Origin of the sequence: Spiroplasma endosymbiont of Lasioglossum malachurum, assembly GCF_964020065.1 — a bacterium.
Taxonomy (GTDB): Bacteria; Bacillota_I; Bacilli_A; order Mycoplasmatales; family VBWQ01; genus Spiroplasma_E.
The window spans coordinates 1014832-1031754 of the sequence record NZ_OZ026534.1 but is presented as its reverse complement, the minus strand read 5'-3'; the positions used below and the strand labels follow the sequence as shown (position 1 = coordinate 1031754).

Below are 16923 nucleotides of genomic sequence, written 5' to 3'. Positions count from 1 at the left end.
ATAATAATACTAATTACATTGTAAATAATTTTTGTTGTAAACAAAATCCTGGTGTTAATTCATTAGCAGTATGAACGTCTTCTCAATTTTCAGTTTCAACTGAAAATTGTTGACCTGTAGGTATTAAAACTGATAGTGGTGCAACTACTTCCATCATTTCACTAACTACTAATGTTTTTGATACTATTTTTTTTCAATAACTGGGTTAATATGAATACAAGATTTTATATCATAACTATCAGTAAATGCTACTAAATTTTGATTATACTGTGATAACATTTGTATTTTTTTATTTAAATTTGTCAACTTCTGACTACCTTTTTTATTTAAAGTTTCTAACTTTTCTTTTTCTAAAACTAATTGTTTTTTTTCTTTAAGTAGTTTTTGAACTTCTTCAGTTGTTTGATTACCAATCTTTGTTAATTTACCTTCTAGTAAAGAAATATTTTTTTCTTTCTCCTTTATTTGCATGCCATTTTCTTGTTGAATAGTTTCTAGTTTTATTTTTTCTTCCTTTAATTGATTAACTTCCGTAACCAATTTTTGATTTTTATCTTCTACTGTTATTAATGTTTGTTGTGTTTTTGATAATTCTTGATTTAATTTTTCTAAATCTTGGTTATTTTTATAATTTCTACTTTCTAATCTTTCTTTTTCTGAAACTAACGCGAACTCTTTTTTTATTAATCTTTCAATACTTTTATTTTTTTGATCACGAATATTTCTCATTTTTTTTTGCACTTTTTCTAAATTATTACCTATTTGATTTATTTTTACACTATTTTGTTGTTTAATTTTTTCTAACTTTGTTTTCTCTCTTTCTAAAGTTGCTACTTTAGAAACTAAAAATTTAGTTTCATCAATTAATAGTTGTACTTTTTGCTTTTCTGCTATTAATTGTTGTTCTAATATTGCTGTTTCTTCTGCAGATTTAACTTTTGTTTTATCCAATTCTTCTTGTGTTTGCTTTAATTGTGCTTCTAATTGATTAATTTTTGCTTGTAAAATTTGATCTTGACTTAAAATTTCTGTTTTTTCTTCTTTTGCATCATTTTCTTGTTTTATACTTTGTTCTTTAATGTCATTTTCTTCTAAAATAGCATTAATTTTAGTAATATCTTTTTCAAGTGAAGACGTTGAACTACTTGTTGTAGATGATTCTGAATTATCTGTTTCATTAGTATTAATAAATTTTAAATGTTCATTTTTTTTGTTGTCTTTTTTCTTATTTTTTCTTTTTTTAATTTTTGTTTTCTTTGTTTCTATTTTATGAGAATTATTAAAACTTTCTACTTGCATTAACGTTTCCTTTTTTGAAACGTCATTATTGTTTAAAATTTCTTGCAATTTTTGTTTTAACTTTTTAATCATTTCAATATTACTATCAATATTTTTTTCAATTTCGCTTAAATATTGCATTGAATCATTTTCATCAAAAATTTGATTTACAATTTTCGTTAAAGGCAATGAAGAAGTAACTGGTTTTTGAAACATTTCAAAAATAATTTTTGACAAATCAAAAATATTTTGAATTTTTAATTTAATTCCCTTAATTTTTAATTCATTTTTTTTAGATTTATTATTTTTAAAATCACAAATTTTATTTTCATATTCATCGAATAAATTTACAACTTCCTTTTTAAAAATTTTATCAAGTTCTTCAATATTTAATTTATATGGAATTTCAGAATTACTATCTTTAACTAAAATATCCTTAAATTTATTTTCTCTTGACATTATCTCCTTAATTTTTTCATATTCATTACTTGTTAAACTAATTTTATTATCACAATCTTCATCAGTAACAAAATATTTTGATTGATTAGCAATAAAGTTATAAATATTTAATACACCTAATTGATGATTTTTACAAATTGTTTTAAAATGTTTTAATATTTCAAAATTATTATTTAATTGCTCTCTTAATTTATTTAACTTATTTAAGTCCTTGCACGAACTAATTTTTTTAATAAAAAAAATATTATCATTTTTCAGGATTTCTATTTTTGTTTTCATAAATTCAATATTAGTAATATCTTTTTTAATAAAATCACTAAATAATAAAGGATGATTAAAAACATTAATTATTAAAATAATTGAAATCAAACTTTTCAAACTGTATAAATTGTCTTGATCAATATATTGCAAAGAACTATGCAAATTTTTTCTAAACAATTGACTATCAAATTTTTCATCTTCTTGATGATAATATTTGGCAATATTACTAATAGAACTATCAATAGCATTATATTCTGCACAAGTTATATAGATAATATTAAGCGCAGTAATAATGTCTTCTTTAGTTAATGTTGGTACTTGTGATTTTATTTTTTGTAAAATGTTAGTAATTAAATGTTTACCTACTCCCATTATTTTTACTCCTATCTTTTTTAATCAATTAAAAGCTCATATAGCCATTAAATGGTTATATGAGCTTTAGTAGCTTTAATATTATATTGTAATAATCACTTTTAATTATAGATTAACTTTAGTTTTAATATTCAAAGTTGCTGAATTTTGTAACTGTGTCTTTATTGCATTGGCTACATGTTCAACATCGGTACCAATAACAATTTGCAAAGCTTCTTTATTCAAAATTTTAGTACCAAATGCTCCTGCGGCCTTAACTTTTGCCAAATTAACACGTGATGTATCTTTAACAATCAAACGTAACCTAGTAGCACAATTATCAATTTCAACAAAATTATCTGCACCAATTGCTTCAATTAATTTTGTTGCCATTAATGTATATTTATCACTTTTAAGATTTTTATTGCTTAACTCTGATTTTGTTGTTACTTTATTTTCTTCAACACCAAAATCTTCTTCTCTTCCTGGCGTTTCAATATTCATTTTAGTAATTAATGTATAAAATACAATAAAATAAACTCCACCAGCAGCCACAATTAATAATAATACTCATAGTGGATTTGAAGTAATATGATAAGCACCTGTAGCATGATTAGCAAATCCTCATGATTGAGCAAAAGAAATGCAATAGTCAATAATTCCAGCACTAAAACCAAAACCAACTTGGATATGCAATGCTGTCGTTATTGCAATAAATATCCCTGTTAATAAGGCATGAATTACTAATAATAATGGAGCAATAAATACAAATGAAAATTCAATTGGTTCAGTGTGATTCCACTAATAAAAGAAACTAAAGCAACTCCTCCTAAAAATCCTGATACCATTTTTCTATTTTCTTTTTTAGCTGCCATAATCATAGCTAAGGCAGCAGCAGGAATACCACCCATCATAATAGGAAAGAAACCTGATTGAAAAAATCCAGATCCTTCAATACCTCTAGTAAAAGCATTAATGTCTCCATTTACTCATTCCGTTGTTCCAGATGCAGCACCTGTAATTGGAGATATTATCTGACCATTAATTGGTAATTGAAATGCTAAATTGTAAAGGTAAGTGCAACTAAATTATTTTTCTATCCAAATATTCGATTGGTGAAAGATAATTTAATATTTTTCTCGGTCTTTGATTTAAAGACAATATAAATTTATGAACTTCATTTTTATTAGTTTTTGAAAAAATAAATTTTTTAGGAAATTTTTCTCTAATTAAACCATTAGTATTTTCATTAGTACCTCTTTGTCAAGGTGAATATGGATTGGCAAAATAAATTTTTACATCTAAATTTTTTTCAAGTTGTTGTCAATTTGAAAATTCTTTGCCACGATCAAAAGTAATAGTTTTAACAATGTTTTTAGGAAGAATTGATAAATAATAACTGACATTTTTATTAATAACTTTAGTAGTTCTGTTTTTAACTAATATTGCTAAAGTAAATCGTGATACTCTTTCAACTAAAGTTATTAAACATGATTTGCTTTTACCTCGTGATGATACTATAGTATCTCCTTCTCAATGACCAAGTGTTATACGATCATTAACATTTATATCTCGTTCTTTAATTGATTTACCATTAAACTTGCCACGATTTTCTTTATATTTTCGTTTTTTACCTTTTCTTCTTAAATTTTTACTAGTAACTTTATCAAGCATTCCAAAATAAATTCAAGTATAAATTGTTTTAAAACTAATAACTCACTCTTTATGAAAATTTTTAATTCTGCCATAAATTTGTTCAGGTGATCAACCTAATAGTAATTTTTGTTGTACATATTTTACTAAATTCTTATTTTTAAACTTATGAAAACTAATATGTGATTGTTTTCGATTTTCAGCTTTATTTTGTGCAATTAATGAAAAATAATGATTATTATCTTTATTTCTATTAATTTCTCGAATAATAGTACTAATACTTCGATTAAGATTTTTAGCTATTTCACTAATTTTAAATTTAAATTTCAATTGATTCTCAATATAAATCCTTTCATCTATGCCAAGATGTTTATAACTCATATAAAAACTCCTTACTTTTTTCTAAACTAAATTTAGCATTATGAAATTTTTATATGAGAATTTTTTGCAATTTTATTTACTTGCACTTACAAGTATAATTCAGCATTTTATTAAATTTTTTCAATTATTTCTTTAGTTTAAAACTTTAATTATTAATAAGAATTTAAATCATAATATTTAATATTTTATTATTTATAAGTTGAAAAAATCTGAATGTTAGTAAACTAAATTAACCTTTACTAACATTCTTTTTTAGATTTAAAGTTTTTTATATATTTTCTAAAAAACAGAATACTTAATCAATCTTTTATAAAACTACTTTTTTATTAGACTTCTTTTACTCATTGATTAGGTACTACTGAAAAACCAATAGTATTATTACCAGTATGTGTTTTTAAAATATTACATAATGATTCAACTTTATATTTGGTAAATCCTCTATTTTTTACTTTTTTAATTGCTTCATCAATAATATCTTTTCTACATCAACCATCAATAATATATATTGTTTCTTTAGTAACGTCTTTAATTTTAGTAATAATATCTAACATTTCTTCCATAGCTTTACTTAAGGTTCTAACTCTACCAATATTATCAATTGTTTCTTTACATCTTAAAATTGGTTTAAAACGTAAAAAATTACCAATTCTTGCTTTACTCATTGGTAATCTACCACCACGAGCCAAAAATTTTAAATCATTAGGAGCAATATAAGATTCATAAGTTTTACGAAATTTATTTAAAATTCCTAAAATTTCAGGAATTTTTTTTCCATTTTTAACAAGAGTAAAAGCAATTAAAACCATAAATTTTAAAGGTATTGAAGCAGCACCTGTTTCTAAAATATGAACTTTATTTTTATATTTTTCTTCTTTTTGTAAAACTTGTGAACTTGCATATTGTCCTGAAGCATTATTAGCAATTGGTAAAAATAAAATTTGATCATATTTACTTAAAGCATTATCTCAATATTGTTCAAGTTTACCACGACTAGTTTGACTAGTTTTTAAAATACAGTGTTCATCAATCATCTTTTTACGAATTGTTTCACAATCAATATCAATGTTATTATCATCATAAGCATTTTCTCCTTCAATAATATTTAAAGGAATAATTATTATTTCAGGATATTTTTTCATATCTTCAACGGTAAAACCAGTAGCTGAATCACTTACAATTCCAATTTTCATTTTGTTTGCTCCTAACCTTTTATACTAATAAATTATAGTAAAATTATAACAAATTTATTTTACTATATATCATTTTAATTTGAAAAAATATAAAGTGACTATAAACTTATTAGTAGTAAAAATAAAAATAGTCTTAATTACTCAATAATTAAGACCATTTTTTAATTACTTTTAAGTTAAATAAATAATACGATCAGCAATAATTTCTGTATGCTGAATTATACTTGTAAGTGCAAGTAAATAAAATTGCAAAAAATTCTCATATAAAAATTTTATAATGCTAAATTTAGTTTAGAAAAAAGTAAGGAGTTTTTATATGAGTTATAAACATCTTGGCATAGATGAAAGGATTTATATTGAGAATCAATTGAAATTTAAATTTAAAATTAGTGAAATAGCTAAAAATCTTAATCGAAGTATTAGTACTATTATTTGAGAAATTAATAGAAATAAAGATAATAATCATTATTTTTCATTAATTGCACAAAATAAAGCTGAAAATCGAAAACAATCACATATTAGTTTTCATAAGTTTAAAAATAAGAATTTAGTAAAATATGTACAACAAAAATTACTATTAGGTTGATCACCTGAACAAATTTATGGCAGAATTAAAAATTTTCATAAAGAGTGAGTTATTAGTTTTAAAACAATTTATACTTGAATTTATTTTGGAATGCTTGATAAAGTTACTAGTAAAAATTTAAGAAGAAAAGGTAAAAAACGAAAATCTAAAGAAAATCGTGGCAAGTTTAATGGTAAATCAATTAAAGAACGAGATATAAATGTTAATGATCGTATAACACTTGGTCATTGAGAAGGAGATACTATAGTATCATCAAGAGGCAAAAGCAAATCATGTTTAATAACTTTAGTTGAAAGAGTATCACGATTTACTTTAGCAATATTAGTTAAAAACAGAACTACTAAAGTTATTAATAAAAATGTCAGTTATTATTTATCAATTCTTCCTAAAAACATTGTTAAAACTATTACTTTTGATCGTGGCAAAGAATTTTCAAATTGACAACAACTTGAGGTAATGTTTAGTAATCTGTGTAACTTACAAAAATAACTATGTTTAATTAATTCTAGTAAATATAATTAAATGACTAGAAAGAGTGAGTTACAGATGGCTAAAAAAGATAACTTTAATAATAATGATCCAATATCAAAAGCAGTAGATTTATTATTAGAAAATACTGAAGATTTAACAACAGTTTTTAAAGAAGGGGGTTTATATAAAGAATTAACAAAACGTTTAGTTGAAAAAATGTTGAATTCTGAGATGCAAAATTATTTAGGATATGAAAAAAATCAACATAGTAATAGTTACAATGCTCGTAATGGTATAAGTTCAAAAAAATTAATAACTCAACAAGGTAAAATTGAGATTGATGTACCACGAGATCGTAATAGTAATTTTACTCCTGTAATAGTGCCAAAAAGACAGAGAAGATTTGATGGTTTTGATCAACAAGTTCTTTCCTTATATGCAAAAGGTATGACATTATCAGATATTAGAATGCAGTTACAAGAGTTATATCATGGTGCTGATATTAGTGAAAGTGTTATTAGTCAAATTACTGATGATGTGATTGATGATGTCAAAGCATGACAAAATAGACCATTAGAAGGCATTTATCCCATTATTTATTTTGATTGTATAGTAGTTAAAGTACGACAAGATAAACGCATTATTAACAAATCAGTTTATATAGCTTTAGGTGTTGATTTAGAAGGTAAAAAAGATGTTTTAGGTTTATGAATTAGTGAAAATGAAGGCGCTAAATTTTGATTAGCAAATTTCACAGAAATGAAAAATCGTGGCTTAAATGATATTCTTATTGCTTGTAGTGACAACTTAACAGGCATGTCAGAAGCAATACAATCAGTTTATCCTAAAACTGAACATCAATTATGTATAGTTCATCAAATCAGAAATAGTTTAAAATATGTTTCATATAAACATCAAAAATCACTAGTTACAGATTTAAAGCCAATTTATAATGCATGTAGTGAAGAACAAGCAATGCAAGCTTTAGAATCATTTGAAAGTAAATGAAATAAACACTATCCTCAAATTGCTAAATCTTGATATAAAAATTGAGATAATTTAATGATTTTTATTAGTTATCCTCCAGAAATCAAAAGAGTGATTTATACTACAAATTCTATTGAATCTGTTAATAGTCAACTACGAAAAGTTATCAGAAATAAAAAAGTTTTTCCAAATGATATGGCAGTTTTCAAAATATTTTATTTAGCAATTGAAAATATAACGAAAAAATGAACAATGCCCATTCAAAATTGAAATACAGCAATTGCTCATTTTATGATAAAATTTGAAGACAGAATTAATCTGAACTAGTACTTTGCAAAACAAAGATACACAGATTATTAAAAAACCTCAAAAGTTTTTCCAAATGATATGTCAGTTTTCAAAATATTTTATTTAGCAATTGAAAATATAACAAAAAAAATGAACAATGCCCATTCAAAATTGAAATACAGCAATTGCTCATTTTATGATAAAATTTGAAGACAGAATTAATCTGAACTAGTACTTTGCAAAACAAAGAAACACAGATTACTAAAAAGCCTCAATAAATTTTTTAGGAAATTTTTCTCTAATTAAACCATTAGTATTTTCATTAGTACCTCTTTGTCAAGGTGAATATGGATTGGCAAAATAAATTTTTACATCTAAATTTTTTTCAAGTTGTTGTCAATTTGAAAATTCTTTGCCACGATCAAAAGTAATAGTTTTAACAATGTTTTTAGGAAGAATTGATAAATAATAACTGACATTTTTATTAATAACTTTAGTAGTTCTGCTTTTAACTAATATTGCTAAAGTAAATCGTGATACTCTTTCAACTAAAGTTATTAAACATGATTTGCTTTTACCTCGTGATGATACTATAGTATCTCCTTCTCAATGACCAAGTGTTATACGATCATTAACATTTATATCTCATTCTTTAATTGATTTACCATTAAACTTGCCACGATTTTCTTTAGATTTTCGTTTTTTACCTTTTCTTCTTAAATTTTTACTAGTAACTTTATCAAGCATTCCAAAATAAATTCAAGTATAAATTGTTTTAAAACTAATAACTCACTCTTTATGAAAATTTTTAATTCTGCCATAAATTTGTTCAGGTGATCAACCTAATAGTAATTTTTGTTGTACATATTTTACTAAATTCTTATTTTTAAACTTATGAAAACTAATATGTGATTGTTTTCGATTTTCAGCTTTATTTTGTGCAATTAATGAAAAATAATGATTATTATCTTTATTTCTATTAATTTCTCGAATAATAGTACTAATACTTCGATTAAGATTTTTAGCTATTTCAGTAATTTTAAATTTAAATTTCAATTAATTCTCAATATAAATCCTTTCATCTATGCCAAGATGTTTATAACTCATATAAAAACTCCTTACTTTTTTCTAAACTAAATTTAGCATTATGAAATTTTTATATGAGAATTTTTTGCAATTTTATTTACTTGCACTTACAAGTATAATTCAGCATGTTAATTTAATATCATTACTTACTAAAGCATTGTATATTCATTCAATAATTAAAGGATTCATTATAAACTCATGTGATTATAATCTCAATTTAATGAAGCATTATCATGATTTAATGGTACTTCGCTCATATTATCACTACCATATTGACTAGTTGTTTCACTATTAATAGTAAATCTATTATCATTAATTAATCTTGTAGCTTCATTTGTAAATGGTGTTTCTTGCATTTCTTCAATATGATGAGAAGTTTCAATAGGTATTAAATTATGAATAATTTCACTTGCACCAGCAATTATGGTAGGTATTGCATAAGCATTATTAAAATCCATTAGATACATATATTAATATTGATAAAAATAAAAAATTTACTAATCAAGTAACAAAATTAATAATTTATGAAGCAGATTTAAATAATATTACATATCCTATAATTAAACATAATTTAAAAATAAATATATCTTTATCAACTATTTGTAGAAGAGTAAAAACAACAAATATATTTGTACAAGATTTACCACAAGAAAAAAGACAAATATTACCAACTGATTTTATTTATATTCAATCAGATGAATCATATAATAATTTAATTGATAATAAAAAGAAAAGAAAATTTAGACATAGAACAGTAAGTATTAGTTTAGGTTTTGATTTAGAAAAATCTACTGATAATAGACATGTTTTAGAAAATAAATATATTTTTGTTATTTCAACTAGAAAAGGTCAAAGAATAACTAAAAAAGAATTTGCTAAATCAATAATAACTAATTTGGATAATCTTTTTATAGGTCATACTAATAGAAATTTAAAATTAACTGGTGATGGTGCAACTTATCTTAAATCTACTGCTAATTATTTAAATATTGATTATGCTGTAGATAAATGACATCCATTACAAAAATTAAAACAAGTATTTATTGTAGGAAAAGGTAAAAGAACAAAAGAAAATAATAAAAAATTAAATTATGCTTATTATAAATTATTTTTAAATGGTAATTATTATAAATTATTAGATTATTTAAAAGAAAATAATGCTGATGAAAAAATATATGAATATTTTAAAAATAATAAAAAAGGTATTGAAAATCAAAATGCTATTTGAAATATTGGTTGTAGTGCTGAAAGTGATGTTTATCATTTAATAAAATCAATATCTAATAATAATGCAAAAATTTATTCAAAAGAAGCATTTTTTAATTTATTAAAATTAAAACAAGCAAGAATTAATAAATTAAAAATATTTGTTTAAATTTATAAAATTTAATAAATCTAAACCTAAGTAGTTAGGAATTTTTAAATTATTTTAATAAAAATAAAACACTAAAATCCTTTATTTATAATAAATAATATGATATAATTATATCAACAATTAATAATTTATTTTATCTTTTATTTAAAGAAAATTAAATTATAACTAGACTTGCAATACGCCCTTGATTTTTTTCATATCCTAAATAATTTTGCATCTCAGAATTCAACATTTTTTCAACTAAACGTTTTGTTAATTCTTTATATAAACCCCCTTCTTTAAAAACTGTTGTTAAATCTTCAGTATTTTCTAATAATAAATCTACTGCTTTTTATATTGGATCATTATTATTAAAGTTATCTTTTTTAGCCATCTGTAACTCACTCTTTCTAGTCATTTAATTATATTTACTAGAATTAATTAAACATAGTTATTTTTGTAAGTTACACAGATTACTAAACATTACCGACATTTTTATTAGTTTTTGAAAAAATAAATTTTTTAGGAAATTTTTCTCTAATTAAACCATTAGTATTTTCATTAGTACCTCTTTGTCAAGGTGAATATGGATTGGCAAAATAAATTTTTACATCTAAATTTTTTTCAAGTTGTTGTCAATTTGAAAATTCTTTGCCACGATCAAAAGTAATAGTTTTAACAATGTTTTTAGGAAGAATTGATAAATAATAACTGACATTTTTATTAATAACTTTAGTAGTTCTGTTTTTAACTAATATTGCTAAAGTAAATCGTGATACTCTTTCAACTAAAGTTATTAAACATGATTTGCTTTTGCCTCTTGATGATACTATAGTATCTCCTTCTCAATGACCAAGTGTTATACGATCATTAACATTTATATCTCGTTCTTTAATTGATTTACCATTAAACTTGCCACGATTTTCTTTAGATTTTCGTTTTTTACCTTTTCTTCTTAAATTTTTACTAGTAACTTTATCAAGCATTCCAAAATAAATTCAAGTATAAATTGTTTTAAAACTAATAACTCACTCTTTATGAAAATTTTTAATTCTGCCATAAATTTGTTCAGGTGATCAACCTAATAGTAATTTTTGTTGTACATATTTTACTAAATTCTTATTTTTAAACTTATGAAAACTAATATGTGATTGTTTTCGATTTTCAGCTTTATTTTGTGCAATTAATGAAAAATAATGATTATTATCTTTATTTCTATTAATTTCTCGAATAATAGTACTAGTACTAATACTTCGATTAAGATTTTTAGCTATTTCACTAATTTTAAATTTAAATTTCAATTGATTCTCAATATAAATCCTTTCATCTATGCCAAGATATTTATAACTCATATAAAAACTCCTTACTTTTTTCTAAACTAAATTTAGTATTATGAAATTTTTATATGAGAATTTTTTGCAATTTTATTTACTTGCACTTACAAGTATAATTCAGCAAAATATTTACTTTCAAAACAAAGCAACTTTTATTTGTTAAATTTTACTTCTTTTTTATTTTTTTTGATAAATATTTTTGGGAAATTTTCACTCGATATTGACAGTTATTAATTAAAAAATGTATTTTTTCTAAAATTATTATCACTACTATTTTCTATATTTCATCAATAAGAAATTATAAAAGATTATGCAATTACTGTAATAATGTTATATATGATTGTAAAACATTATTGATGTTGAACATATATTATTGTATATCATATAATATTTATATAAATTAATACATATAAGCATTAAGTTTAATATATAATTTTATTAATTTCTTTTTCTGTAATAAACTTATCAATCTTCCCTTGCGCTAAGATTGGGCTACCGCCACCCTTACCATTATATGTTTTTAATATTTTTTGTAAAATATTATTACTTTGATACTGTTTATTATTATGCAATTCTTTACTTGAAGCAACTAATACTAAATATTCTTGATTATTAATTTTATTAATAAAAATAATAATAATATTTTGATATTGATTACGATAATGTTCAATTATTTCTCTTAATGTTTTAATATCTAAATTTTCAAAATTTGCAATTAATAGTTTATAAATATTTTCATTTTTTGGAACTAAAGTTAAATATTTTTTCACTATCTTCTGACGATTTAATTCTTCAAAATTAATTTGTCATTTTTTAAATAAACCATGTAATTCTAGTAATAACATTTTTCCTTTTCTTCAATCAGCAGCTACCACTTTTAAATTATTAATAGCATCATATATTTTTTCAATTTCTTCTTCTTGCATACAATTATCTTTATTTTTTTGATATTGAATAAATAAACTATTGCTTTGTTCTTTAATCATCATTATTTGTTGTGTTAAGTATTCATTAATAGTTTTTAATGATGTTAAAGCATGAATTCGATAAGAACCAGATCCTTTTGACTCAACATTAGTTATTAATAATTGTTCTACTTCTTGTGAATTATAACAATGAGTACCCCCACAAAGTTCAATTGAAAAATCACCAAACTTAATTACTCGAACTTTTTCTTCATATTTTTCACCAAAAAAAGCTAAAGCTCCAATTTTGATTGCTTCTTCATATGTACAATAAATAATTTCACAAGGATATTTACCTTTAATTCATTTACTTACTTGTTGTTCTATACTTATAATTTGTTCTAAAGTTAACATTTCATAATGACTAAAATCTAATCGTAAATATTGATAATTATTAAAACTTCCAGATTGCATAACATGTAAACCTAATAATTTTCTTAAAGCAGCATGTAATAAATGAGTTCCTGAATGATTTTTTCTTGTATAAAAACGATGTGAACTATTAATTTGTGCTTCAACAATTTCTGTTTGTGTTAATTCACCTTTTACTTCCACTTGATGAATATGCTGTTTTTGTGGTCCTTGTTGTACATCAATAACAGAGGCCGTTCCATTTTCTCCTTTGATAATACCATCATCAGATGCTTGCCCCCCCTTTTCTGCATAAAAAGGTGTTTCATTTAAAATTAAATAACCTTTTTCATTTTTTAAAAATTTTACCTCATGCTCTGATTTAAACATAAAAACAATATTTGTATTTATTTGTTCTTTATCATAACCAACAAAGGTTGAAGGAACTTTTAAATTAGTTAGTAATGAAGATTGAATTGTTAATGCTTGATGATTAATTCTTACCTTTCTTGTATTATCTTTACTGTTATCCAATAACTTTTGAAAACCTTTTAAATCAACAGTCGCATTTTCTTCATTTGCAATCTCTAATGTTAATTCAATAGGATAACCATAGGTATCAAATAATTTAAAAGCCGCAGTTGCATCTACTTTTTTATTATCTTTAATAACTTGTAATAATAATTGTTTTCCTGTTATCAATGTTGTTCAAAATTTTAATTCTTCGATTTTAATAATATTAGTTACTAAATCGACTTTTTTATGTAATTCTTGATAATGTTGACCCATAACTTTGATAATAATTGAAACTAACTTAAACAAAAATGGTTCATTAATATTAAGTTTTTGTCCATATACAACAGCTCTTCTAATCAATCTTCGTAATACATAACCACGATCTTTATTACTAGGAAAAACACCATCACTAATTGCAAAAACTAAGCAACGAATATGATCAGCAATAATTTTAAATGCAGTATTAATAGTTTTTTGTTTAATCTCTTGTGTAAAATAATTATTAATATCATAACGAAAATTTGTCAATTTTTCACATTCATGAATAATATTTTGAAATAAATCAGTATCAAAGTTAGTTGGCACATCTTGTAAAATTGCTACTAGTCTTTCTAATCCTGCACCAGTATCAATATTTTTTCTTGGTAAATCAGTATAATTATTTTTGCCATCATTATTAAATTGTGAAAAAACAATATTTCAAATTTCAATATAACGATCATTTTCAATATCATCTTTTAATAATTTAATACCAATATTTTTAGGATCATATTTAATACCACGATCATAATAAATTTCAGTATTAGGACCACAAGGACCTTGACCCATATCTCAAAAGTTAGTAGATCTTGTACCTTTAATAATACGTTCTTTTGGTAATTTAATAATATTTAATCATAAATTATATGTTTCTTCATCTTCATTAAAAACTGTTACATATAATAAATTAGCATCTAAATTTAATCACTTTTTACTAGTTAAAAATTCTCATCCTCAAACAATAGCTTCTTTTTTAAAATAATCACCAATTGAAAAATTACCTAACATTTCAAAAAAAGTTTGATGTCTTGCTGTAATACCAATATTTTCAATATCATTAGTTCTAATTGCTTTTTGTGAATTTGCTAATCTTTTAGCAATTGGGGTTTGTCGTCCATCAAAATATGGTTTTAATGTAGCAACTCCAGAATTAATCCACAATAGTGAAGGATCATCATTTGGAACAAGTGATGCACTTTCTAAAATGTGATGATCATAACTTTTAAAAAAAATTAATCAAGTTGTTCTAACTTTATCTGTTGTTCATTTTATTGACATAATAATTTCTCCTCAAAATAATAAAAATTCCTATCAAAATAGGAACGTTTTTTAACGCGGTACCATCCTAATTCACTTACAAAGTAAATGCACTTAATTAATGATTAAAATTGTTAAATTAGGAGCTTCTAATTAATAATGGTTAAGTGCTTACACTATTCACTCTCGCTGAAAACTAATTATTATTAATTATACTTATCTAATTTAGATTAATATAAATATTAATTTCAATTTTAATATTAACCATAAATATTAGTTATTACAAGCAAAAAGATAAAATTATGAAATATTTTTATAAGCTGAATTATACTTGTAAGTGCAAGTAAATAAAATTGCAAAAAATTCTCATATAAAAATTTCATAATGCTAAATTTAGTTTAGAAAAAAGTAAGGAGTTTTTATATGAGTTATAAACATCTTGGCATAGATGAAAGGATTTATATTGAGAATCAATTGAAATTTAAATTTAAAATTAGTGAAATAGCTAAAAATCTTAATCGAAGTATTAGTACTATTATTCGAGAAATTAATAGAAATAAAGATAATAATCATTATTTTTCATTAATTGCACAAAATAAAGCTGAAAATCGAAAACAATCACATATTAGTTTTCATAAGTTTAAAAATAAGAATTTAGTAAAATATGTACAACAAAAATTACTATTAGGTTGATCACCTGAACAAATTTATGGCAGAATTAAAAATTTTCATAAAGAGTGAGTTATTAGTTTTAAAACAATTTATACTTGAATTTATTTTGGAATGCTTGATAAAGTTACTAGTAAAAATTTAAGAAGAAAAGGTAAAAAACGAAAATCTAAAGAAAATCGTGGCAAGTTTAATGGTAAATCAATTAAAGAACGAGATATAAATGTTAATGATCGTATAACACTTGGTCATTGAGAAGGAGATTATAGTATCATCAAGAGGCAAAAGCAAATCATGTTTAATAACTTTAGTTGAAAGAGTATCACGATTTACTTTAGCAATATTAGTTAAAAACAGAACTACTAAAGTTATTAATAAAAATGTCAGTTATTATTTATCAATTCTTCCTAAAAACATTGTTAAAACTATTACTTTTGATCGTGGCAAAGAATTTTCAAATTGACAACAACTTGAAAAAAATTTAGATGTAAAAATTTATTTTGCCAATCCATATTCACCTTGACAAAGAGGTACTAATGAAAATACTAATGGTTTAATTAGAGAAAAATTTCCTAAAAAATTTATTTTTTCAAAAACTAATAAAAATGAAGTTCATAAATTTATATTGTCTTTAAATCAAAGACCGAGAAAAATATTAAATTATCTTTCACCAATCGAATATTTGGATAGAAAAATAATTTAGTTGCACTTACCTTTACAATTTAGCAAATTAATAAAATCTTCAAGTATTTTTGGTAAAAAAACCTCTTTTAAAGTAGTTAATTGAAAATTATATGAATAATTATTTATTTCATCATTTAATTCTAAGATTAAGGAATTTGTTCAATCTTCAATAATTTTAAGTGAATCAAATTTCCCTTTTAGAATTGGTATTTTTTTATCCAAACATTTTATTTTATATTGTGTTCATTTATTACTAAAAAAATAAATATAATTGTCCATTGTTCTTCATCCTTTACATAAAATTATTATTTTAAATACTAAATAAATAAATTTTCCTTAATTTAGTAAATTATTAAATATTAATAGAATTTACTTATACTTTTGATATTTTTTCCTTTTAAATACTATTACTAATTACTTTACCATTGACATTAGAAAATATCTTATTTTCTGACATGTCTAAAATGATATCAATAATCTCGGGCGTTTTAGGTACCTCTGGTCTTTCAAACATATTAGTTTCAATGTTATTAATACCATTAGATAAATCTTTAACGTTAAATATATCTGCCTTGTGTACTATTTCTTGTTCTTCATTACTTTGAGTTACTGGCATTGGTACGATGTTAGAAAGCATTATCTTATCATCAACTTTTTGCTTTACTATTACTGTCGCATATTTTGTTTTAATGTCTTTTGAATTTTTGCAAATTTGAGTATCATCTCACTCTATAGGAATTTGAATATGTTCTCTCATTTTTTC

Annotated in this window: 17 protein-coding genes and 2 pseudogenes; 6 read left to right on the top strand and 13 right to left on the bottom strand. The window is 22.9% G+C overall.

Features of this window, described 5'->3' with window-relative positions:
* Positions 1-13: 13 nt before the first annotated feature.
* The 6 genes from AACK95_RS05700 to AACK95_RS05675 form a co-directional block, all read right to left on the bottom strand.
* Positions 14-157, bottom strand: coding sequence for a hypothetical protein (locus tag AACK95_RS05700; RefSeq protein WP_338979891.1), 144 nt, complete (start codon positions 155-157; stop codon positions 14-16).
* A 26-nt stretch (positions 158-183) separates the two neighbouring features.
* Complete coding sequence (locus AACK95_RS05695; RefSeq protein ID WP_338979890.1) at positions 184-2370, bottom strand: hypothetical protein; 2187 nt, start codon at positions 2368-2370, stop codon at positions 184-186.
* 105 nt (positions 2371-2475) lie between these two features.
* The gene (locus AACK95_RS05690; protein WP_338979889.1) at positions 2476-3045 is read right to left on the bottom strand and encodes a glucose PTS transporter subunit EIIB; all 570 of its coding nucleotides are present in this window, start codon (positions 3043-3045) and stop codon (positions 2476-2478) included.
* 47 nt (positions 3046-3092) lie between these two features.
* The gene (locus AACK95_RS05685; protein WP_338981060.1) at positions 3093-3305 is read right to left on the bottom strand and encodes a PTS transporter subunit EIIC; all 213 of its coding nucleotides are present in this window, start codon (positions 3303-3305) and stop codon (positions 3093-3095) included.
* Between the two features lie 127 nt (positions 3306-3432).
* Positions 3433-4383, bottom strand: coding sequence for an IS30 family transposase (locus tag AACK95_RS05680; protein WP_338979887.1), 951 nt, complete (start codon positions 4381-4383; stop codon positions 3433-3435).
* A 326-nt stretch (positions 4384-4709) separates the two neighbouring features.
* The gene (locus AACK95_RS05675) at positions 4710-5573 is read right to left on the bottom strand and encodes a DegV family protein (RefSeq protein WP_338979886.1); all 864 of its coding nucleotides are present in this window, start codon (positions 5571-5573) and stop codon (positions 4710-4712) included.
* Between the two features lie 316 nt (positions 5574-5889).
* Here AACK95_RS05675 and AACK95_RS05670 point away from each other — a divergent pair, with 316 nt between their 5' ends.
* The 3 genes and pseudogenes from AACK95_RS05670 to AACK95_RS07165 form a co-directional block, all read left to right on the top strand.
* The gene (locus AACK95_RS05670; protein WP_338979885.1) at positions 5890-6648 is read left to right on the top strand and encodes an IS30 family transposase; all 759 of its coding nucleotides are present in this window, start codon (positions 5890-5892) and stop codon (positions 6646-6648) included.
* 57 nt (positions 6649-6705) lie between these two features.
* Positions 6706-7944: an IS256 family transposase gene (locus AACK95_RS05665; RefSeq protein ID WP_338981058.1), complete on the top strand. Its 1239-nt coding sequence runs from the start codon at positions 6706-6708 to the stop codon at positions 7942-7944.
* A 33-nt stretch (positions 7945-7977) separates the two neighbouring features.
* Positions 7978-8137: pseudogene (locus AACK95_RS07165) on the top strand (IS256 family transposase); the annotation flags it as partial.
* Positions 8138-8166: 29 nt separating this feature from the next.
* On the opposite strand, the gene AACK95_RS05660 reads toward AACK95_RS07165, so the two are convergent.
* Together AACK95_RS05660 and AACK95_RS05655 are read right to left on the bottom strand one after the other, a co-directional pair.
* Positions 8167-8961 carry an IS30 family transposase gene (locus AACK95_RS05660; RefSeq protein ID WP_338979883.1) on the bottom strand — a complete coding sequence of 265 codons (795 nt, stop codon included), beginning with the start codon at positions 8959-8961 and terminating at the stop codon, positions 8167-8169.
* A 218-nt stretch (positions 8962-9179) separates the two neighbouring features.
* Positions 9180-9449 carry a hypothetical protein gene (locus AACK95_RS05655; protein WP_338979880.1) on the bottom strand — a complete coding sequence of 90 codons (270 nt, stop codon included), beginning with the start codon at positions 9447-9449 and terminating at the stop codon, positions 9180-9182.
* 437 nt (positions 9450-9886) lie between these two features.
* On the opposite strand from AACK95_RS05655, the gene AACK95_RS05650 reads away from it, so the two are divergent.
* Complete coding sequence (locus AACK95_RS05650; protein ID WP_338979878.1) at positions 9887-10366, top strand: hypothetical protein; 480 nt, start codon at positions 9887-9889, stop codon at positions 10364-10366.
* A 184-nt stretch (positions 10367-10550) separates the two neighbouring features.
* Here the strand turns inward: AACK95_RS05650 and AACK95_RS07160 are convergent.
* From AACK95_RS07160 to alaS, 3 genes and pseudogenes are all read right to left on the bottom strand, one after another.
* Positions 10551-10685: pseudogene (locus tag AACK95_RS07160) on the bottom strand (IS256 family transposase); the annotation flags it as partial.
* A 136-nt stretch (positions 10686-10821) separates the two neighbouring features.
* On the bottom strand, positions 10822-11697 hold the full coding sequence (locus AACK95_RS05645; RefSeq protein WP_338979876.1) for an IS30 family transposase: 876 nt from the start codon (positions 11695-11697) through the stop codon (positions 10822-10824).
* A 404-nt stretch (positions 11698-12101) separates the two neighbouring features.
* The gene (gene alaS, locus AACK95_RS05640) at positions 12102-14828 is read right to left on the bottom strand and encodes an alanine--tRNA ligase (RefSeq protein ID WP_338979874.1); all 2727 of its coding nucleotides are present in this window, start codon (positions 14826-14828) and stop codon (positions 12102-12104) included.
* 402 nt (positions 14829-15230) lie between these two features.
* Here alaS and AACK95_RS05635 point away from each other — a divergent pair, with 402 nt between their 5' ends.
* Positions 15231-15827 carry an IS30 family transposase gene (locus AACK95_RS05635; protein WP_338979872.1) on the top strand — a complete coding sequence of 199 codons (597 nt, stop codon included), beginning with the start codon at positions 15231-15233 and terminating at the stop codon, positions 15825-15827.
* Positions 15721-16179, top strand: coding sequence for an IS30 family transposase (locus AACK95_RS05630; protein WP_338979870.1), 459 nt, complete (start codon positions 15721-15723; stop codon positions 16177-16179). Before AACK95_RS05635 ends, AACK95_RS05630 begins: the two co-directional genes overlap by 107 nt.
* On the opposite strand, the gene AACK95_RS05625 is transcribed toward AACK95_RS05630, so the two are convergent.
* The gene (locus AACK95_RS05625) at positions 16176-16439 is read right to left on the bottom strand and encodes a hypothetical protein (RefSeq protein WP_338979868.1); all 264 of its coding nucleotides are present in this window, start codon (positions 16437-16439) and stop codon (positions 16176-16178) included. The two genes, AACK95_RS05630 and AACK95_RS05625, sit on opposite strands and share 4 nt — an antisense overlap.
* A gap of 118 nt (positions 16440-16557) precedes the next feature.
* Positions 16558-16917 (bottom strand): hypothetical protein, encoded by a 360-nt coding sequence (locus AACK95_RS05620; protein ID WP_338979867.1) that lies wholly within the window; start codon positions 16915-16917, stop codon positions 16558-16560.
* Positions 16918-16923 lie beyond the last annotated feature (6 nt).